At 59.8% G+C, this 19,144-nt stretch carries 15 protein-coding genes; 3 read left to right on the plus strand and 12 right to left on the minus strand.

Features of this window, described 5'->3' with window-relative positions; translation table 11 throughout:
• Window positions 1–5: 5 nt before the first annotated feature.
• The 5 genes from IDL90_RS01205 to moaA form a co-directional block, all read right to left on the minus strand.
• A complete protein-coding gene (locus IDL90_RS01205) occupies window positions 6–1,391 on the minus strand; it encodes an MFS transporter (protein WP_187994063.1) in 1,386 nt (461 codons plus the stop codon).
• Window positions 1,392–2,729, minus strand: coding sequence for a nitrate/nitrite transporter (locus IDL90_RS01210; RefSeq protein ID WP_187994064.1), 1,338 nt, complete (start codon window positions 2,727–2,729; stop codon window positions 1,392–1,394).
• Window positions 2,730–2,895: 166 nt separating this feature from the next.
• Window positions 2,896–3,492 (minus strand): molybdenum cofactor guanylyltransferase, encoded by a 597-nt coding sequence (locus IDL90_RS01215; protein ID WP_187994065.1) that lies wholly within the window; start codon window positions 3,490–3,492, stop codon window positions 2,896–2,898.
• Between the two features lie 4 nt (window positions 3,493–3,496).
• The gene (locus IDL90_RS01220; protein WP_187994066.1) at window positions 3,497–3,736 is read right to left on the minus strand and encodes a MoaD/ThiS family protein; all 240 of its coding nucleotides are present in this window, start codon (window positions 3,734–3,736) and stop codon (window positions 3,497–3,499) included.
• On the minus strand, window positions 3,737–4,753 hold the full coding sequence (gene moaA, locus IDL90_RS01225; protein ID WP_187994067.1) for a GTP 3',8-cyclase MoaA: 1,017 nt from the start codon (window positions 4,751–4,753) through the stop codon (window positions 3,737–3,739).
• A 483-nt stretch (window positions 4,754–5,236) separates the two neighbouring features.
• Between moaA and IDL90_RS01230 the strand changes: the two genes are divergently transcribed.
• Together IDL90_RS01230 and IDL90_RS01235 are read left to right on the plus strand one after the other, a co-directional pair.
• A complete protein-coding gene (locus IDL90_RS01230) occupies window positions 5,237–6,607 on the plus strand; it encodes a bifunctional o-acetylhomoserine/o-acetylserine sulfhydrylase (RefSeq protein ID WP_187994068.1) in 1,371 nt (456 codons plus the stop codon).
• Between the two features lie 129 nt (window positions 6,608–6,736).
• The gene (locus tag IDL90_RS01235; RefSeq protein ID WP_187994069.1) at window positions 6,737–8,077 is read left to right on the plus strand and encodes a homoserine O-acetyltransferase; all 1,341 of its coding nucleotides are present in this window, start codon (window positions 6,737–6,739) and stop codon (window positions 8,075–8,077) included.
• A gap of 62 nt (window positions 8,078–8,139) precedes the next feature.
• Here IDL90_RS01235 and IDL90_RS01240 read toward each other — a convergent pair whose 3' ends face one another.
• The 3 genes from IDL90_RS01240 to IDL90_RS01250 are packed head-to-tail and all read right to left on the minus strand — an operon-like array spanning window position 8,140 to window position 14,173.
• Complete coding sequence (locus IDL90_RS01240; RefSeq protein WP_187994070.1) at window positions 8,140–10,902, minus strand: glycoside hydrolase family 3 N-terminal domain-containing protein; 2,763 nt, start codon at window positions 10,900–10,902, stop codon at window positions 8,140–8,142.
• Window positions 10,902–13,319 carry a glycoside hydrolase family 3 C-terminal domain-containing protein gene (locus IDL90_RS01245; RefSeq protein ID WP_223175099.1) on the minus strand — a complete coding sequence of 806 codons (2,418 nt, stop codon included), beginning with the start codon at window positions 13,317–13,319 and terminating at the stop codon, window positions 10,902–10,904. Before IDL90_RS01245 ends, IDL90_RS01240 begins: the two co-directional genes overlap by 1 nt.
• The gene (locus IDL90_RS01250) at window positions 13,316–14,173 is read right to left on the minus strand and encodes a phosphatase PAP2 family protein (protein WP_187994071.1); all 858 of its coding nucleotides are present in this window, start codon (window positions 14,171–14,173) and stop codon (window positions 13,316–13,318) included. The genes IDL90_RS01245 and IDL90_RS01250 overlap by 4 nt, the downstream gene beginning before the upstream one ends.
• A gap of 223 nt (window positions 14,174–14,396) precedes the next feature.
• Between IDL90_RS01250 and IDL90_RS01255 the strand changes: the two genes are divergently transcribed.
• Window positions 14,397–15,077 carry a TetR/AcrR family transcriptional regulator gene (locus IDL90_RS01255; RefSeq protein ID WP_187994072.1) on the plus strand — a complete coding sequence of 227 codons (681 nt, stop codon included), beginning with the start codon at window positions 14,397–14,399 and terminating at the stop codon, window positions 15,075–15,077.
• Here the strand turns inward: IDL90_RS01255 and IDL90_RS01260 are convergent.
• The 4 genes from IDL90_RS01260 to IDL90_RS01275 are packed head-to-tail and all read right to left on the minus strand — an operon-like array spanning window position 15,065 to window position 19,059.
• Window positions 15,065–15,826, minus strand: a complete 762-nt coding sequence (locus IDL90_RS01260) for an ATP-binding cassette domain-containing protein (protein WP_187994073.1) — start codon at window positions 15,824–15,826, stop codon at window positions 15,065–15,067. The genes IDL90_RS01255 and IDL90_RS01260 overlap by 13 nt on opposite strands.
• Window positions 15,823–16,965: an iron chelate uptake ABC transporter family permease subunit gene (locus IDL90_RS01265; RefSeq protein ID WP_262508939.1), complete on the minus strand. Its 1,143-nt coding sequence runs from the start codon at window positions 16,963–16,965 to the stop codon at window positions 15,823–15,825. Before IDL90_RS01265 ends, IDL90_RS01260 begins: the two co-directional genes overlap by 4 nt.
• Complete coding sequence (locus IDL90_RS01270) at window positions 16,955–17,995, minus strand: ABC transporter permease (RefSeq protein ID WP_187994074.1); 1,041 nt, start codon at window positions 17,993–17,995, stop codon at window positions 16,955–16,957. Before IDL90_RS01270 ends, IDL90_RS01265 begins: the two co-directional genes overlap by 11 nt.
• Before the next feature lie 32 nt (window positions 17,996–18,027).
• The gene (locus tag IDL90_RS01275; RefSeq protein ID WP_187994075.1) at window positions 18,028–19,059 is read right to left on the minus strand and encodes an ABC transporter substrate-binding protein; all 1,032 of its coding nucleotides are present in this window, start codon (window positions 19,057–19,059) and stop codon (window positions 18,028–18,030) included.
• Window positions 19,060–19,144 lie beyond the last annotated feature (85 nt).

The following is a 19,144-nucleotide window of genomic DNA, read 5'->3' on the forward strand; positions in this document are numbered from 1 at the left end:
CGTAGTCAGCCTTTCCGTGGGGCGCCAGGTCGAGCATAGCGCCACCAAGTGATTCCAATACACATCACTGCCCATGCCGCACCGATGATGTAGAAGGGAACGGCGCCCATCGTGGTCAGGCCGACCCCGAAGATAAATGGCCCAAATGCGGCAATCGCGCCCGTCCAACCAATGACCCCTCCCGCCTGGCGGCGGTTGAAAATCATTGGCATCTGCTTAAAGGTTGACGCATTGCCGATACCTGAGAAGAGGAAGATCGCCAACATGCCCCAGAGGAACTGGTTGAAACCCGCATCGAGCGTCGCAGCGCTGGTGGTATCGGGAGTTAGCCCAGGAATGGTGTAGATAATTGAGGCAAGGATGCCGATCCCAGCGATTAGGGTCCAGATTGCGCCACCCATACGGTCAGTGAGGGGCGAGAAGAGGACGCGTGCGCCCGCCCCAATCAGCGGACCTAGGAAGACGAACTTCACCGGATCGGGGACGTTATAGCCCTCGATGAGAAGGGTGGCTGTGGCCCCGCTGCCGTCGACAATGGCAGGGTTGCCCGCACCGTAGAGGTTAGACATCAGCAATCCGAACTGAGCGGCTAGACCTGAGAAGGTTGCGAAAGTCATGATGTACAGGGCTGTCATCAGCCAGGTGTCGAGGTTGTTGAAGATGTCAAACTGCTGTTTGATGTTGGCTTTCACCGGCACCGAACGAAGTACGATGTAAGCCCAAATGGCCCCGACGATGATGAACGGGATGTAGACGAGGGCGCTGTTCTGATACCAGACAGTCACGCTGTCCTTGCCGGGGACAGCCATCTGCTGGCTGCCCAGGAACGCAAACATTGAGAAGGTAATCAGCCATGGGGTCAGCAGCTGCACAAGCGACACGCCAAAGTTGCCAACCCCAGCCTGGATGCCGAGGACGGTACCCTGCATCTTCTTGGGGAAGAAGTAAGAGGTGGATGGCATGAACCCTGAGAATGCGCCGCCGCCGATGCCGGCCAGGAATGCCAGCACCATGAGCCTCCAGTAAGGAACATCAGGGTTGGTGACCTCAAATCCCCAGCCCAGCACGGGAAGGATCAGGAGCAGCGTGGTTAGTGTGACCATCTTGCGTGTGCCCTGAATAGGAGGGAGCACCATCCACACCAGGCGGAGCAAACCACCTGAAAGGCCGGGCATAGCGGCCATCCAGTACAACTGGCTGGTGGTGAAACTGAATCCTAGCGCGTTGAGCTTGGGGACTATCGCGGAGGGAAGGAACCAGGTAACAAAGCACAGGGTCAACGTAAAAGTGGTGACCGTAAGCGTCATCCAGGCCCGCTTCTTGTCCCATTTCTTCGGGTCTTCTGGATCCCACTCTTGGAGCCAGTCACCTTTGACAGGAATAGAGCTCATTTACTCTGCCTCTTTCTTGAGTTCGCCCTCGGGAAGGCGTTCGGGACCTTGTTTGGTGAGCATGGTGTGTACTGTCAACTGCATCCACACCGCGCAGACAACAACAAGTATGAAAATGACGAAGAATGTTGATGAGGGGAAGCCTGAGAAGACTTTCGTGTAGGCGAACAGGGGTGGAAGGAAAAAGCCTCCCAGGCCGCCGAACATGCCGACGAGGCCGCCAACAGACCCGACGTTGTCGGGGAAATATGCGGGAATGTACTTGTATACAGCCGCCTTGCCAATCCCCATGGCGCACCCGAGGAAGAAGACCAGAATCGCAAACGCGTAGACGTTCATCCCGTAGTGGAGGTGCTGGGTTTGACTGCCGTCAGGGTGGACAATCGTGATGAAGCCGCTGGGCATCATGAGGATTCCGGAAGTTACCAACATGATCGCCCAGGTGAGGTAGAGGGCGGCTCGGGCCCCCCAGCGGTCCGAAATCCATCCTCCCAACGGCCTCAGCAGCGATGCGGGAAAGATGAATGTTGCCGTCAGTAGGCCAGCGGTTGCCAGAGAAATATCAAAGTTGTCCACGTAATACTTGGGGAGCCATGCCGACAGCGCCACATAGGCGCCGAACACCGCGACGTAGTAGAGGGAGAAGCGCCAGACGCGAACCTGCTTCAGTGGGGCAAGCTGTTCGGCAATGGTTTGCTGTGACCCGGGTGCATGGTCGGGTTTGGGAGCAACGAAGATCGTCAAGATACCGACAGTGACCAGCAGTGCCGCGTAGATTACCGGGACTAGGCGCCATCCTCCTTGGATGCCAAGAATGAACGTTGAACCGGCCGTGGCCGCAATGATCCCCGGGCCAATCAGTTTTGTGACGGAAGCGCCGACGTTGCCCGCACCGAAGATTCCGAGGGCGAGGCCCTTGCGGTCCTGCCCAAACCAGGCACTGTTCCACGACACGCCGACCGAGAACAGGTTGCCCGCGAACCCCACCAGGAAGGCCAGGATGAGAATCCAGGTGTAGCTGTTAGCGATAGAAACCATGTAGGCAGGAATGGCGGTCGCAAAGAGCATGAAGATCGTGATCTTCCGCCCGCCGATCCTGTCGGCCAGCATGCCGGCTGGGAGACGCCACATCGAGCCATTGAGGACCGCCACCGCAGATATCCACGACAGCTGGACGTCACTGAGCCCAAACTCTTCCTGAATCGGAATACCCAGGATGCCAAACATCAACCACACCGCAAACATCAGAGTGAATGCGATGGTCGACATTGTCACTACGCGACCCGCGCCCTTTTCAGTGGGGTGATTCGGGGGAACTTCAATCAGATTCTTGGACATCAAGGGCCTTTGGGAGTTGCGAAGAGACAGACTCAGCACGCTGCAAAACTTCGTCGTACTAGGGATGATCCTAACTGGATGGCGGCCGGATTTTGCGCTTTTAAACGACAGCTGTCACGATGAGTTTGTTCGCGGGTCTGCGCCGCGTCGCCAGGGGACTTTTGACCTACGAATACAGGGCGAGATCCTCGGGTGTGTCCATATCCGCCGTGACCTGAAGCGGCACTTGAACCAGTGCAACATCAAGGCCTCTAAGGACACTTCTGACAGATCTATCCCGCACCCTGCCAGCAGCCTCGAATGCGCCTTGCAATGAGTTCAGCCTGTAACGTCCTGCCAAAAACTGTGGCCACCCTTCTTGGTCTTCAAGCACCGCTCCGTCGGCACATTCCGAGGCGAGCGCCAGAGTCGTGACGACTAGGTCTGGGTTTGCCAGGTCTCCCGCGAGAATAAGGACCTCGCAGTCATCCACCTTCGACTCCGCGTCAACGATTAGGCTCAACACCTGCTGCAATCCGGCCCAGATCCCCGCGGCTGGCCCGCCAAGAGGTGGATCCTCCAGAGTGAAGGAAACGCGGTCGTCCTCGTCCCTGCGCCAACTGCCTTCCGGGGCCACCACGACCACGTGGGATGCCCAGTTCAGCGCGGCATCAACCGTTCTGGCGAGCAGAGGCTTTCCATCCACTTCGACCCGCATCTTGTCGCGTCCCATGCGAGATGAGCGCCCACCGCCGAGGACGATAGCGAACCGGCTTCCTGACACTTTCCTAGCCGCCTGCGAAGGGTGGCAGGACGTCGAGCTGCGTCACCTCTGTCAGGGAAGTTGATGGCGAGGTGATACGAACGCCATCCGCAAGCAAACTCGAGACCTTGAGAACTTGTTCCAAGGCCGGGTTCTCCCTCCCCAACATTTGCACGAGGGCGCCGGCATCCATGTCACTCGCATCGACGTGGGTGGATTGGGCCCCCGCTGCCTCTGCAGCGCCTGCGAAGTAGCGGATCAGCATCTAGCCTCCAATGGCGCTCATAGTGCGCTCGGGTTGTACGAAGCCTTCGTCATTAATTCCGTGGGCTTGCGCCTTCACAAGGTGTTCCGCGGTCCACGCCTCAATAATGTCGGCGTCACTGCCTCCGTCACGCATTATGGAACGAAGGTCGCGTTCTGAATTTGCAAACAGGCAGTTGCGGACTTGGCCATCGCTTGTGATGCGCGTGCGGTCGCAGCCCGCGCAAAATGGTGCCGTCACCGACGCGATTATGCCAATAGAGCCGCCTGGTTGCACGGAATCCCCAGCAACGTGCCACAGGGTTGCTGGTGCCGTCGTGTCGCCATCGGTGTCCGGCGTCAATGTGTAGCGCGTGCGGAGCACGGCAAGAATGGCCTCCTGCGTCACCATCTTGTTGCGATCCCAGGTGTGTTTTGGCCCAAGCGGCATCTGTTCGATGAAGCGCAGCTGGTAGCCGTGGTCGAGGCAAAATTCGGCGAGAGGCAGGATGGCGTCCTCGTTCACATCCCGCATGATCACGGCATTGATTTTCAGTGGGCGCAACTCGGCCTTGTCGACAGCATCGATACTGCGGCGGACGTCCTCGTACCGATCACGCCGTGTTAGGCGCGCGTAATGGTCACGATCCATGGTGTCTAGCGAAATGTTGACGCGTTGCAGGCCGGCTTCAACGAGCTCAGGAAGTCGTCGGTCTAAGCCGAGGCCGTTCGTGGTCAACGCAATGTCGGGTGGTGCGCCCGCGTCGGTGCGCAGGGACGATGCCGCCGCAATGATCTCGGCAAGGTCGCGTCGCAGCAGCGGCTCCCCACCTGTGAAGCGCACCTTGGTAATGCCGAGGTCGTTCACCGCGATGCGAAGTAGGCGGACTACTTCCGAAGTTGTGAGAGCGTCCTGGGTTGGGAGCCACTCCAATCCTTCCGCGGGCATGCAGTATGTGCAGCGCAGGTTGCAGCGGTCGGTGAGGGAAACCCGCAGGTCGCGGGCAACCCGTCCGTACTTGTCCAGAAGCTGCGCCATGGCACCAGTCTAGTTGTAAGCAACAAGTGTCGCTTTCAAGACGGGCGCGGTGGGTCTTGCCCGTGGGATCCTCTGGCCTGATGTTCCCTATCGGCTCCCGAGGTGACGTTCCGGATCGGTCTCTCTCACGGGTTTGTTCAGAATGCGGACGGTTCTGGATCACAACGTGGGATCTCGCCTAGCCTGGCTGACATGTTCAAACGAATGTGCCGCTAACGGACGCACTGACAGGCTCACGCCAGCGCGACAACCATCTCGCGTGTCACGTCGCTGTTCCGGGTACGTTGGGACTCCCCCCAAATCACGTGCGCAGATGCGCAGCCAAGGTTTGAACTCCCAGTACTGACACGGCCAGCACAAGTGCGTTCTCCTCATCGGCGAGGACCCCGACACTTGGCACGGCACCCAAGCAACGCCCCTCCCGAACTGCCACAAAACCATAACTGGGCGCATCGCCCGAACTAGCAACCTGGGAGTAAAGAAATGTCTGCAAACTGGTCTTTTGAAACCCGTCAGATCCACGCCGGTCAAACCCCGGACCCCACAACCGGAGCTCAAGCATTACCCATCTACCAAACCAATGCGTATGTTTTTGACAATGCAAGCCAGGCGGCAGGGCGCTTCGCTTTGTCGGAACTGGGTCCGATTTACACCCGCATCACGAACCCAACACAAGAGGTTGTCGAGAACCGCCTCGCCGACCTTGAAGGTGGAGTCGGGGCCCTACTCCTTGCCTCAGGCCAGGCAGCAAATACCTTCGCAATCCTCAATCTTGCGGGCGCAGGCGACAACATAGTTGCTTCCCCAAGCCTGTACGGCGGCACCTACAACCTCTTGGCAAACACACTTCCGAAGTTGGGAATCACGGTGACGTTCGTAGAGGACCCCTACGACCTCGAACAGTGGCGCAAGGCCGCGGCGCCCAACACCAAGGCATTCTTTGGGGAGACCATCCCCAACCCGAAGTCAGATATTTTCGACATCGAAGGGGTGGCTGCCGTGGCACACGAGGTCGGTGTGCCCCTGATTGTCGACAATACGGTTGCGACGCCGTACCTGATTCGGCCCATCGAGTGGGGCGCCGACATCGTGACGCACTCTGCCACCAAGTATTTGGGTGGCCACGGCACCACGTTGGGAGGCGTGATCGTCGATGCCGGGAAGTTCGACTTCGGCGCGGATCCCGAGCGCTTCCCGGGCTTCAATGAGCCGGACCCCTCGTACAATGGGCTCGTTTACGCCCGCGATCTGGGTGAAGGGGGAGCCCTCGGAGCAAATCTGTCCTACATCCTTAAGGCCCGCGTTCAGCTGCTGCGGGACCTAGGTTCGGCGATTTCTCCCTTCAACGCCTTCCTGTTGGCGCAGGGCATCGAGACGCTGTCTTTGCGTCTGGACAGGCACACGCAGAACGCGCAAAAGATCGCCAAGTGGCTTGAAGATCGTCCAGATGTGTCGGTAGTTCACTACGCTGGCCTTCCGTCCTCGCCCTATTACGAGTTGGCGCAGAAGTATGCGCCCAAGGGCACCAGCGGCGTTGTCGCATTTGACCTGGATGGTGGGGAAGAGGCAGGCGTGGCGTTTGTGAATGCTCTTGAGCTGCACTCCCTGGTCGCCAACCTGGGGGACGTGCGCTCTCTAGTTGCCCACCCTTACTCGACGACCCATAGCCAGGCATCCGACGAGGAGAAGGCGCAGTCCGCGGTCACACCCGGACTGGTGCGTTTATCTGTTGGCCTCGAGGACGTCGAGGACATCATTGCCGACCTCGAACTGGGGTTCGCTGCTGCCGCCGCGGTCCGTGAGAGTGCCGGGGATGGGGCAGGGGTCGCGGCCGAAACCGTGACCGCCGCCTGAGCTGGATCAAGCCGGACCGCCTCCCGACACAGCGAGACGGTCCGGCAGGCGCTCCCGGACCCACATAGAGTTTGGTGACGGCTGCGCTTACTAGGTAGTCCGAGAATGACAGAGAGGGGATCTAGGCAGATGGGCAGTCCTTCTGAATCAGTCCCGTTGCTCCCGCCGGCCTCGGGCGCGTGGTTTGAAACCGATCCGGTTGGCAGACGCAAGTTCTTCGAGGGCGGTCCACTGGTGCTTGAAGCGGGAGGCGAGCTAGATCAGTTCACGCTTGCATATGAGACGTGGGGTGAGCTGAACGAAGACGGCTCCAACGCCGTCCTGATACTCCATGCTCTAACTGGCGACTCGCACCTGTCTGGTGAGACTGGTCCGGGACATCCGACGGCGGGGTGGTGGACCGATCTGATTGGTGCGGGTGCGCCGATCGACACGGAGCGGTATTTTGTGGTTGCGCCTAACATCCTTGGTGGTTGTCAGGGGTCGACGGGACCGGCCTCGTTGCGAGAAGGTGCGTCCTCGCCGGATACGTTCTCGTCCGTACCGGGTGCGTCCTCGCCCGTACCGGTCGGATCCCAAGCGCAAGCCCGGTGGGGTGGGGACTTCCCCTTCGTGACCATCCGGGACACTGTGGCGGCCGAAGCGCAATTGGCAGATGAACTGGGTATTGGCACTTGGCAGATGGTGATTGGGGGTTCACTCGGCGGGATGCGGGCGCTCGAATGGGCCGCAATGTTCCCGGGCCGAGTGGCAAAGTTGGTGCCGGTCGCGACCACTGCCGCCACCACTGCGGACCAAATTGCTTGGGCTCACACCCAGCTGGCGGCAATCGTCAGTGATCCGGGATTCAACGACGGGAACTACTACGGTGCCGCGCCGGGCGAGGGCCCCACGACGGGCCTGGGGATTGCCCGCCAGATCGCGCACACCACGTACCGTAGCGCGCCTGAGCTTGAGACCCGGTTCGGCGCAAACGCGCAAGGGGGAGAGGACCCTTGGGCAGGAGGGCGATACGCCGTACAGTCCTACCTGCAGCACCAGGGTGGCAAGTTCGTCTATCGGTTTGATGCCAACTCATACAAGGTTCTCACTGAGGCTTTCATGGCGCACGACATAGGTCGAGGGCGTGGAGGGCTCGATGTTGGGCTTGCCTCAATCACCGCGCAGACACTAGTGGTAGCGGTGGACTCAGATCGGCTGTGCCTTCCGGAAGCGTCCGAGGTGATTGCCCGCGGCGTTCCCAACTGTGTGGGGGTGCAAACGGTGCGTTCTCACAGTGGACATGATGGTTTCCTCATCGAGTTTGAGCAGTTCGGCCCGTTGTTGAAGGAGTTCCTTGAGGGTCGGGTGGTGGCGGTGCCGTGCGGCACAGCGGTTGCTCGGACTCGGTGGAGCCGCAGGGTCGGAAATGCGACGCGCATGTGGAAGCAGGTTCCTCAGCATGCGCCGGTGGGCGCAACGTTGCTGTAGCAGGAACCCGCGCCGCGGCCGCAGTCCCGTGGGCCGCGGAGATGGGCCGTGGGACTGCGGGGCTACTCGAACAAATCCGTCTGCAGCAGAGAGTATGTCGTCTGATGGACACGATCCCGCAGCGCGTTCCCCATCCCGACGGGGTCAGCGCTGAGCGCCCGCAACGTGGTCCGCGCAGCAGAGTTAGGAATCGGCGTCAGCATTAGCTCATTGCCATTCATTGCCGCCTGGGCCGGATCCATAAACGCCGCCAGCACCGCGTCTGTTGACACTACGCCCTCAAATCCCCATTCGTCGCGCAACACATTTTGCAGCAGTTCAGGGTTACCACCCGACCACTTCGGCCCAACGTGGATAAACGAAGACATCGCACCGTTCGCGCCACCTTCCTTGACCGTGATCTCGAAGGGCTTCAAGTACACCTCGCGTAGAGCCTGCTCACTGACAAACACATTGACGCCACTGCGGGCATTGATCTCCTGGTCATTGAGGACGAAGTGCTTCATGAATGTCAGCACCCCCTGATCCTGCGCACCCATGACCGTGGCAGCCGCAATCTTGCCTGACAGGACCGGGTCCTCAGAGTAATACTCGAAGTTACGCCCACCCATGGCCGTGCGCTGAATGTTCATGCCGGGCGCGTACCATCCCTGCACTCCGTAAGCGTTGGCTTCCAACCCAACGGCCTCGCCGAGGGCGTACGCCAAAGCGTCATTCCACGTCGACGCCAGAACCACTGCGGTCGGATACGCGGCTGCAGTCATCTTCGTGAAGAACGAGTTCAGGCCAGCAGGCCCATCCAAGAGGACGGCAGAGGGGATCCCCAAGCGAGGAATCTCCGCGGTTCTCCACGCCCCCTGCGAGGTCATGGCAACCAGCTCACCCGCCGTGAACTGGTCTAGGAACAGATCCCACTGCGGGTCATCGAAGTCCAGCCCCTGCATGTCGCTGAGCTGTAGCCCGTTCGACGCGCCATAGGTGGGGATTTCTCCCTCGGTGGGTTCAACAGTCCCGTCCGCAAGAGACTGGGACAGTGTCGGCATCTGCGCCAGCAGCTCATCGCTCGCGGTGTAGTTACGGTTGTCGGCGTTCGGGTACGTCCCCTCCCAGTCGGCCCGGGACAGGTAGGTGATGTCACCTTCGGCGTAGTCAAACTGATTCGACAGTTCGGTTCCCGTTACCGGGTCTGCGGTTATGGTCTTCGTTTCATCGATCGTGAAGTCAAACGTCTGCACCGGGTTGTGGATATCGCGGCTCACCTGCAGTGTGTAGTCTCCGGCGTCGAGGACGTATGCCCCATCCCCCCACGACGCCATGTCAGCGGTGGCCAAAGAGACGGTGAGAGTCTCTGTTGCGCCGGGATCCAGAAGGCTGGTCTTCACGTATCCGCCCAGCTCAATCGCGGACTTCTCAATGCCACCCTCGATGTATGGTGCAGAGTAGTACACCTCTACGACATCCTTGCCCGCGCGGCTGCCCGCATTGGTGACCTGAACGGTGACCGAGATTGATTCGTCATCGATGACGGGTTCGGCAACATTCCAGTCGAAGTCGGTATACGACAGGCCAAACCCGAAGGGGAACTGCACTGCTTGCGCATATGCGGCCTCATCGCCCTTGTACACCGTTTCGTAGTAGCGGTAGCCGACGTAGATTCCCTCTTCATAGTTGATGAAACCGCGGTCCGCATTGTCATACTTGAAGTCGCCGAAGTTCACGGTCGAGGGCGCACTTTCAACCGAATACGCGTAGGTATTAGAGAGGCGCCCGGATGGGTTCACCTCACCCGACAGCGCTTTCGCTAGAGATACGGCGCCGAAGGGTCCGGGGGTGCCAATCCACATTGCGCTCTTGATCTGCGGGTAGTCGTCGAGGAAGCCCAGCTCCATCTGGTTGCCAGAGTTGATAACTACAACAACGTCGTCGAAGTCGGCTGTGATGCGGTCGAGTAGGGCGATCTGATTGTCCGTTAGGCGTAGCTGCTGCGCGGTGAAGTCCTGTGCTTCCACACCGTCATTACCCAACACCACCAGCGCGGTTGTGGAGAACGAGGTCGCGTTCGCCATCACCTCATCCGTAAGGTAATCTGGGGCAATTTCGTCCTCAGTGGACCCGGAAGTCATGGACGAAACAACGTCAACCAGTCCCGTATTGTTGCTGACTGCTGCCGTCGCGCCACTGTCGATCATGGTTTGGTCGAGGTCGGGATTGTACTCAATACCCTGCTGGTCCAGTGCTTCAAACAACGTGATTGCGAGGGACTGGTCGGCGCCCCCGGAACCTCCACCTCCATAGCGCAAGTTGTATGACGCGAAGCCGAAGACATTGACTTTTCCGCCTTCGAGAGGAAGTAGATCTCCCTCATTCTTGAGGAGCACCAGCCCCTCGTCAGCGATCTGGGATGAAACTGCCTGGGCATATACGCGTGCATCCTCGCCCGCAGCGGTTTCCGAGTCAACATCCATCTGGAAGAGCCGGGACAGGTCCCCGACAAATGGCGCGGCCAGGATCAGGACGAGGGCGACCACTCCGGCTGTGATACCCCAGCCGATGCCGCGCCGACGCAGGTTGGCGACCTTGCGGTGGATCCGTGCCTCGCGCTTGTCCGCGCGGCGTTCCTTGCGGGTCATCTGCGCCCGAGCGGCCTTACGTTCGGCCTTGTCAGCAGCCTTTGCAGCCTTGGCGGCTGCCCTATCACTTGCCTTGGCAGCCTTACGCGCCGCAGGGTCCATGGCGGCAAGCTCTTCGGCCCGAGCCTTGGCTTGCTCTCGGTTCTGTTCAGCTGCTTCGACCGCGGCTGCCTTAATTTCTTTGCGTGTTGCCATTACTCTGTCTTTCCAGCTTCTTTGCTTGCAGCCCGGTTGCCTTTGGGAAGGCGACCGTTGAGCACATTGATAAGGTCATCCAAGGCCGATTCGCTAAACGCTCCGCCCGAAAGCCTGGGGAGGGTCCGCAGTGGCATGTCTAGGGCAAAATTCATGTTGTTTGCAAGCATGGGCTTGCCGACCGCGTGCAAGATGGAACCGATGCCCGTAATGGCGCCGCCACACAAACCGGCGATACCGCCGCGACCGACGAGCTGCGCCAAGATTGAGTCGCGTGTGATCGGCAGCGACCGATCCCAGAACTCTGGCGGCGGAGTCCTTCCCAAAAGGTGTGCGAACTCGGATGTGCCGATGCCTTTGACTTCACCCGAGAAATAGCGGGGGAGGACGTCCCGATCGTAGTTGAGGTCGAACTCTTCTCCATCCACGTTCACGGTGCCTTCGAGGCGGATGTCCCGAGAGGATGCGCCGACAAGCGCCGTGTAGCGGCCTTTACGCTGGCGCCACTTTCCCGTGTTCACATCAAAGACACTGAAGGCGTGCTCGCTGAAGTCAATCCTCACCGAGGCCGACTCCCCGGCCTCGAGCGTGACGCGGGCAAATCCCGCCAGCTGCTGTGGTGCAACGAAATCGGTGGTCTCGGGAGGGCCGATGTAGACCTGAACGACCTCGGTGCCGGGGCGGGTCCCCGTGTTGGTGACCGTCACGGACACGCCCTCGGCATCAACCTGCAAGTTCGAGTATTCGAACGTGGTGTATGAAAGTCCGTGACCGAACGGGAACCGCACCCGCCCACCGATTTTGTCGAAGTAGCGGTAGCCGATGTAGATGCTGTCATCGTGGTACGAGGCTGCCTCCGTGTTCCCGTATGCCGGTGAGGAGGGCACGTCCTCGTAGACCACAGGGTAGGTTTCCGCCAACTTCCCACTGGGGTTGGTAGCCCCGACAAGCACGTTGGCGATTGCGGTGGCGCCGCCCTGTCCCGGGAGGTAGCCCGCGAGGATTGCCTCAACGTGATCGGCAAACGGCAACTCCATGGGGGAGCCGCCGACAAGGATGACAACCGGCTTGTGTCCGGCAGCCAGCAAGTCGTGAAGAAGGCGCAGTTGCTCGCGGGGAATCCGCATGTGAGGGCGGTCAGCGGCCTCGGCCTCAAGGAACTCGTCCAACCCGATGAAGACAATGGTCGCTTCGGCCCGAGATGCCAGCTCAACCGCCTGCTTGCGGAGCGCATCCGAGCGCCCTCCGTGGCGTTTGAAACCCTGGGCAAATCCCGCCACGTTAAGGCCAGCGGCAGAGAGTGCATCCAGAGGGCTCTCAGTCCGGGTTGGATTCACCCGCGATGACCCGGCGCCTTGGATACGCAGGTCGTCCGCGAAATCACCAATCACCGCCACGGAGCTGCCCCGGCGGAGTGGAAGCGTCGGATTTTGCGTGGGGCCGTTCTTCAGTAGAACCACCCCTTCCTCGGCTGCTCGAACTGCCAGGTCGTGATGAGCGTCAAAATCTGGATTCACGTCCGAAAGGTCCGCTAGAGCAGGGTTCGTCGCGGCTGTCCGATCAATCAGCTCCAGGACTTCCGCGACTCGGGCGTCGAGGACGGATTCATCTAATGAGCCGTCTTGAACTGCAACCACGATCTCCGCATCGGTGATCCCGCCGGTTGACGGCATCTCCAGAGCATTGCCCGCCAGCAGCCCAGCCACGCGGTCGTTGTTACCGCCCCAGTCTGTCACCACCAATCCGTCAAATCCCCACTCGTTGCGAAGAATCTCCATCAGCGGCTGGTTCTCATTGGTGTAGTCGCCATTGACCTTGTTATAAGAGGACATGACCGTGTACGGGTTGCCCTCTTGCACGGCGATCCTGAAGCCTTCCAGGTATGTTTCGTGCAGAGCCCGCTCATCAACCACCTCGTCAATGCTCATGCGGTGCTTCTCTTGGCTGTTGACAGCGTAGTGTTTCATGCTGGCCCCAACGCCCTCGGACTGGATGCCGCGGATTAGTGCGGCGGCCATTTTGCCAGCCAGAAGAGGATCTTCTGAGAAGTACTCGAAGTTGCGTCCCGCCAACGGATTGCGCTTGATGTTGAGGCCGGGGCCAAGCAGAACGCTGACGCCCTCGGCCTTCGCTTCAACGCCAAGAGCCTGCCCAACCTCATACCCCAGGTGCGGATCCCATGAGTTGGCAAGCGTTGCGGCAGTCGGGAAGCAAGTGGCGGGAAGGGACTGGTTCAACCCGAGGTGGTCGGCGGAGCCGCCCTGCTTGCGCAGACCGTGCGGGCCGTCAGTAAGCATCATGGAGGGAATACCGAGACGGTCGATTCCCTTGGAGTTCCAGAAGTTCGCCCCCGACATCAGCGAGGCCTTCTCTTCCAGAGTCATTTGGTCAATCAGTTTGCGGTGTGCGTCTTTCACTGCTGTGTTCCCTTCGATTGCTCGCGGTCGAGGTTCCCATACTCTTCAGTTTCGCTTAGCGACGGTGGGAAGATCAGTCGGTATGCGATAAGGATGATGACAAACGTGACGGTGAATCCGACGACGGTGTCGGAAACGAAGTGCGCGCCCACGATGATGCGGGAGAAGCCCACGTAGATACCCCAGACGGCGCCGCCCCAGAAGAGGAGGTTCGACCACTTTTCAAGCGATGCCCGCAACGGAATGAGTGCTGTCGTCATGATTGCCAAGGTGGCGTTTGCGGTGTGCCCAGAGGGGAATGACTTGAACTCCTCGGCTTCCACTCCGCCCGCAACAAGTGCGTCACGCTCGGGTGTTCCCGGACTCCACCAGGGAGAGAACCCAACCGCGTCAGTCTCAGAGATAAAACGCATTCGAGGGCGTTCCCAGCCGATTTTGATGATGTTGATCAAGATGAGTTCAGTTAGGACGACGATGAAAAGTGCGAGGGCGACGCGGATTGCCAGACGCCGACTTGCTCCGCGGGCAAGCACGACGACTCCCCAACTTGTGGCGGCCACAATGACGACGCCGGTCAGGACCACAACAAGAATCGGCCACGACAGGTAGCGCGTGGGGAGGTAGAGAACCATCCCTGCACCGACTATGTAGAGGAGCCCTCCACCCACGACCTGCCCCACGCGGACCCCAAGGCGCTCTCTGCTACGGAAGACAATGAGCAGCGTTCCCGCGACAAGCAGGGCCATACCCGCCGGCAGCTCCCCATAGGCGGCGCCAAAGATGCCAAGCGGATTCCGCGGGTTGTACAGCGCCTGGGAAATCTGCAGATCCCAGATGCTTCCGATGATGAGCATGCCAAGCAATACTCCGGAAAGCACCAGGGCGTTTCTTGGCGAGATAAGACGGTTTCCAGGATGCCAGAGGACTGGGGTTGGCTTCCCTTGTTCAGTTTCGTTGTGCAATTGATTCCCCATTGAGTCGTCGGTTGCTGAGCAAGTAACAGTAGAGTAGCAGTCAACCCCACCAAGTGGTGGAAAGTTTTTGTTGTCTTGGTTACGGTTCTGTAAGGTTGGCAAAATGGAGCAAACAGATGTGGACTCACTAATCGAGCGGGTCCTGGCGGAACTGGACTCGGGCAGTGTTCGTGGCCAGAAAACCAAGTTGGCCATTATCGAGCATGCGGCTAGCGCGTTTGCAACCGGCGGCTTCCAAGGAACATCGATGAGGTCGATCGCGCGTTCGGTGGGTATCGATCATTCGACGCTTCTCCACCACTTTAAGTCCAAGGATGAGCTACTGGTTGCGGTCCTGGGTTGGCGGGATGTCAGCGGGGGAAGGCAGGTAGCAGGTTCCGGTATCGGGCCCGAGATCACCGCGGACACGCTCGCGGAAGGGGTGCGGACTCTCGCGACGTCTAATGCCGAGGATGCGGATCTGACCAGACTGTTCTCAATCATGGTCGCTGAAGCAGGGCAAGAGGGCCATCCAGCGCGACAGTACCTGCAGTGGCGCCAGAAGCTGGCCATGGACTTCTGGCAGGGCTTTGCGCAAGAGTCTGGGTCCGGCTCCGGTGACGTTGCCCCGGCCTTCACCGCTCACGAAAGAGCGGCTCTCTTCATCAGCGTGTGGGATGGGCTGCAGACCTATGATGCCCTGAATCCGGGGGATGTTGATCCCCCGGAACTCCTCGCCCGGATCGCCCAGGTTCTTTTCGGCGGCCTCGCCTCAGACCCCGCCCCATCTGGTCATGACCGGTGATAGACCGCGAACTTGCCGCTGGGACCATCAAGCACGGTGACGGGTGTGCGGAACACTGTAGTTAGCACCTCGTCGGTGATAATTTCCTCCGGGGTGCCGGCTACGGCAATCGCGCCCTCGTCCATCGCGACGATGTAGTCGCTGTAGGCTGCCGCGAAGTTGATGTCGTGAAGGACGATGATGATGGTTCGGCCCAGTTCATCCGCCGCACGCCGCAACTGAGTCATCATTTCGACGGAGTGCCGCGCATCGAGATTATTGAGGGGTTCATCGAGCAGTAGGTACTCGGTATCTTGCGCTAGCACCATTGCGACATAGGCGCGTTGCCGCTGCCCTCCAGAGAGTTGGTCCAGGAACCTCTGCTCCAAATCCGTCATGTCAAGGAAGTCAATGGCCTGCGAGATGGCGTCCTCGTCCACTTGAGTCAGCCGACCTCCGCTGTGTGGGTAGCGGCCAAAGCCCACCAGCTGACGGACCGTGAGCCTGGTGACAAAGTGATTCTCCTGGCGCAGGATCGACACCTTACGTGCCACGTCTTTCGAGGGCGCCCGGAACACGTCGAGCCCACCGATCGTGATTGATCCCGACGTCACAGGCATCAGCCGACCCATCATCGTCAGCAGGGTGGACTTGCCCGCTCCATTGGGGCCGACGAGGGCGATGATCCCGCCCGGAGGCAGCTGGAGGGAAACAGGTCCGATTTGAACGTCTTTTGAGTAGCGCTTCACCACGGAGTCAAGAACAATCACAGAAGACCTCGTTTCAAGATGACAGCCAAGAAGACGGCCCCGCCGATCAGTTCCACGATGATCATCACCGCATCAACCATGGGGAACACATGCTTGAGGAGGAAGTAGGCGGCCCCAAGAATCACAACGCCCAACAGCCACGCGACCGGCAGAATCCGCCGGTGATCGTGGGTGTCGGTGATCGAGTAGGCCAGGGTCGCCATGAGGAAACCCAGGAATGTCATGGGCCCAACCAGGGAGGTCGACATTGCCATCAAGACTGCCACCAACGTCAGCATCAGCATGGTTTGGCGACGGTGATTGAGCCCCAGGTTCGTGGCAATTTGGGGACCGAGGGCGAGGACATTGAGGCGGCGCCCCAGCAGCCAAATGCCCAGGCCAGCAGCCAGGCAGATCGGCACGGCGTAGGGGAGTAGCTCCACCTTTGCGGTGCCAATGTTTGCGAAGAGTCGCGCCCGAAGTACGTCGAACTCGTTGGGATCCAGCATGCGCTGCATGAACGTCGACAGTGACCCCAGCCCTGTGCCAATGACAATGCCAACCAGCAGCATGATATGTAAATTGCCGAACCTGCCCGAAAGGAGCCAGGAATAGAGGAGGACCGCGAACCCCACCATCACGGCGGATTGAAGCAGGAACTGACCCGTCGTTCCAAGCCCCGATAGTCCGCGGGTTCCCAGGAAGTAGACGAGGCCGGTTTGGATGAGGACGAAAAGAGATTCGAACCCCATGATCGACGGGGTAATGATCCTGTTGTTAGTCACCGTTTGGAATGTCACTGTCGCCATGGCTTGCGCGAAGGTCACGGTCAGAATGACGACAACCGCACTGATACGCATCTTGGAGACGCGCCACCACTTGTCACTGAGGAACTCAAAATCATTCCCCCAGGTAAGGATCAGTACGGAGAGAACCAGAGCCGCGACGATCAGGCTGCCAAGGATTACGAGGTAGCGGGTGCGATGATGAGCGCTGGTGTAGGGCCCGACCGACCTCGTCCTTGGCGCAACGTCCGAGTCAGGGGCGGGGGGAGATAGCCGGTTCATGACAACGGTCGTGGTACCGGGCTGGACGTCCTCGGACGGAAGTGGCTCTATGGCTTGCGTATCGGCGGGGCGAACTAGGGTTTCAGCCGACATTCGTCCTCCTCGTCCGCAGCAGCATGACGACGAACACAACCGAACCGACGGCTCCCAGGACCAGCGAGACGGGAACTTCAAACGGCGCGATGATGGTCCTTCCGATCAGGTCGCAGATGGTGACGACCCAGATGCCTGTCAGGAAGACCCAGGGGATATTGGTGCGCAGGTTGTCGCCGCGGACCATCGACACCAGGTTGGGAACGATCAACCCCAGGAAGGGCAGCATCCCCACAACGACGGTGACAACACCGGTGGTTATGGACACGAGCCCGACACCGAGCAGGACAACCCGTTCGTAGTTCAGCCCCACGTTGGTTGCTACGTCTTTTCCGAGGCCGGCGCACGTGAATCTATCTGCCAGCACGACGACCAGTGCACAGACGATCAGGACGATCCACAGCGGCTCGTAGCGGCCCACCTCGATACCGGTAAACCGTCCGGCGAACCATGCGCCAAGGGTCTGCAGCAGGTTGAAACGGATGGCAATTAAGGTGGAAATGGCGCTGACAACCGCCCCAAACATCATTCCTACAATCGGCACGATCAGCGACGATTTGAGCTTCACCTTCTGCAGGAACGCAAAGAAGATCATGGTGCCAACGAAGCCGAAAACGATGGCTGCACCCATTTTGGTCAGGAGCCCTGACATTGGGAAGAAGACGTAAACCAGCAGAAGCCCAAGCCCCGCCCACTCTGTGGTGCCAACCGTGGTGGGCTCGACAAAACGGTTCTGCGTTAGTAGTTGCATGACCAGTCCTGCCATCGCCATGGAAGCTCCGGAAAGCACGAGGGCGACCGTGCGGGGAATGCGTGTGATCCACAGGAAGTCACTGCCGCCACCGGCGGTGTCGGTAATATCTGCCACCCCGGTAAAGACAGAGAGGCCAAGAAGCGCCACAGTGAAGACCGTTGCGAGAAGCGCTGGACCGTAGCGCCGAAGCGGTGATTGCTGCGCAGAAGAGCGCCGAGTCACCCGCCCGGCGGTCACATTGGTGACACGGGTAGGTGACTCGGCGATTGTTGCCATCTGAGGGAACCCAGTCTGCTGGTGGTTGTTTGCTACTTGTGTTCTGTGAATGCCTGCTGCAGTCCGCCCAAGACATCGATGTATGCGTAGATGTCTTCGGTGAGGTAGTAGTCGGCTGGCATGACGTAGATGGCCTGGTTCTGTACCGCGGAAACACCAGCGAGGGCGGTGGAGCCATTGATTAGCTCCAGCGCCGGTGTGGTCTCCCCGTCGGAGGTAACTGCGGCGTCACGGTCGAGGACTAGGAAGAAGTCGGGGTTGGACTCCGCGATTGCTTCGATGGAGATGTCGTCACCCTGGTGGTTGGTGGAACCCTCAGCGTCAAGCGCCGGGGTCAGATCCAAGAGGTTGAAGAAGATGCTTGCTCCGCGGCCATCAGCCGGGTTGGAGTAGCGGATTTCGTTGGCGTTTGTCACCAGACCCATGACTGTCATTGCTGGGTCGTAGGCGGCTTTGGCGTCCTCGACAGCGGTGTGGAACTGGTCGATGAGGGCGGCGGCCTCGTCCTGCTTGCAGAAGACCTCCCCAAGCAGCGTCACCTGAGCAATGGCGTACTCGTCGGGGCTCAGGTCAGCATTGTCCATTGCGACGAGGGCGGCGTCCGGCGCTGCTTCCTGCATCTTTTCCGCGTGGTCGCGGTAGCGGTAGCCGTTGATGATGACGGTGGGCTCGGCAGCAATGACCTGGTCGAAGTTCGGTTCGGCGTGGCTTCCAGTGTCGAGGATGGTTTCGTCCTCGGCCCAGCTGTTGTGCGGTGACATGAGGGTGCGCGGTGCGGCGGTCGGCTGCACGCCCCACTCGTTGAGGACCGCGAAGGTGCGGTTGTCGGTTACTGCAACGGAGTCGGCGCTCTCTATGGTCACTTCGTTGCCGGCCATATCGGTCACCGTGACGGGGTATGCGCACTCGGCGGAAGCGGTGTCCTCTACGGCTTGGTCAACCTGTTCGCTCTGCTGTTCTTCGGCGGACTGGTTGCCTCCTGCTGATGAACATCCGGAAAGGACGAGGGCGAGGGTCGCAACACCGGCCATAGCGAAAGTTGAGTGGCGCTTAGTGAGCGTCATGCGGAATCTCCTTGAAACGTCTTACCGGTGGGACAGAACGTGCCTCCGGCTTATGTGAAGTTAGGTGTGCCTAACCTCACCGGTT

Origin of the sequence: Schaalia sp. JY-X159, assembly GCF_014525425.1 — a bacterium.
Taxonomy (GTDB): Bacteria; Actinomycetota; Actinomycetes; order Actinomycetales; family Actinomycetaceae; genus Scrofimicrobium.

Coding starts and splice junctions, on each gene's coding strand:
- IDL90_RS01205 (WP_187994063.1), bottom strand. CDS start 1,391: ATGAGCTCTATTCCTGTCAAAGGTGACTGGCTCCAAGAGTGGGATCCA.
- IDL90_RS01210 (WP_187994064.1), bottom strand. CDS start 2,729: ATGTCCAAGAATCTGATTGAAGTTCCCCCGAATCACCCCACTGAAAAG.
- IDL90_RS01220 (WP_187994066.1), bottom strand. CDS start 3,736: ATGCTGATCCGCTACTTCGCAGGCGCTGCAGAGGCAGCGGGGGCCCAA.
- moaA (WP_187994067.1), bottom strand. CDS start 4,753: ATGGCGCAGCTTCTGGACAAGTACGGACGGGTTGCCCGCGACCTGCGG.
- IDL90_RS01230 (WP_187994068.1), top strand. CDS start 5,237: ATGTCTGCAAACTGGTCTTTTGAAACCCGTCAGATCCACGCCGGTCAA.
- IDL90_RS01235 (WP_187994069.1), top strand. CDS start 6,737: ATGGGCAGTCCTTCTGAATCAGTCCCGTTGCTCCCGCCGGCCTCGGGC.
- IDL90_RS01240 (WP_187994070.1), bottom strand. CDS start 10,902: ATGGCAACACGCAAAGAAATTAAGGCAGCCGCGGTCGAAGCAGCTGAA.
- IDL90_RS01250 (WP_187994071.1), bottom strand. CDS start 14,173: ATGCTCATCATCGGAAGCATCTGGGATCTGCAGATTTCCCAGGCGCTG.
- IDL90_RS01255 (WP_187994072.1), top strand. CDS start 14,397: ATGGAGCAAACAGATGTGGACTCACTAATCGAGCGGGTCCTGGCGGAA.
- IDL90_RS01265 (WP_262508939.1), bottom strand. CDS start 16,965: ATGTCGGCTGAAACCCTAGTTCGCCCCGCCGATACGCAAGCCATAGAG.
- IDL90_RS01270 (WP_187994074.1), bottom strand. CDS start 17,995: ATGGCAACAATCGCCGAGTCACCTACCCGTGTCACCAATGTGACCGCC.
- IDL90_RS01275 (WP_187994075.1), bottom strand. CDS start 19,059: ATGACGCTCACTAAGCGCCACTCAACTTTCGCTATGGCCGGTGTTGCG.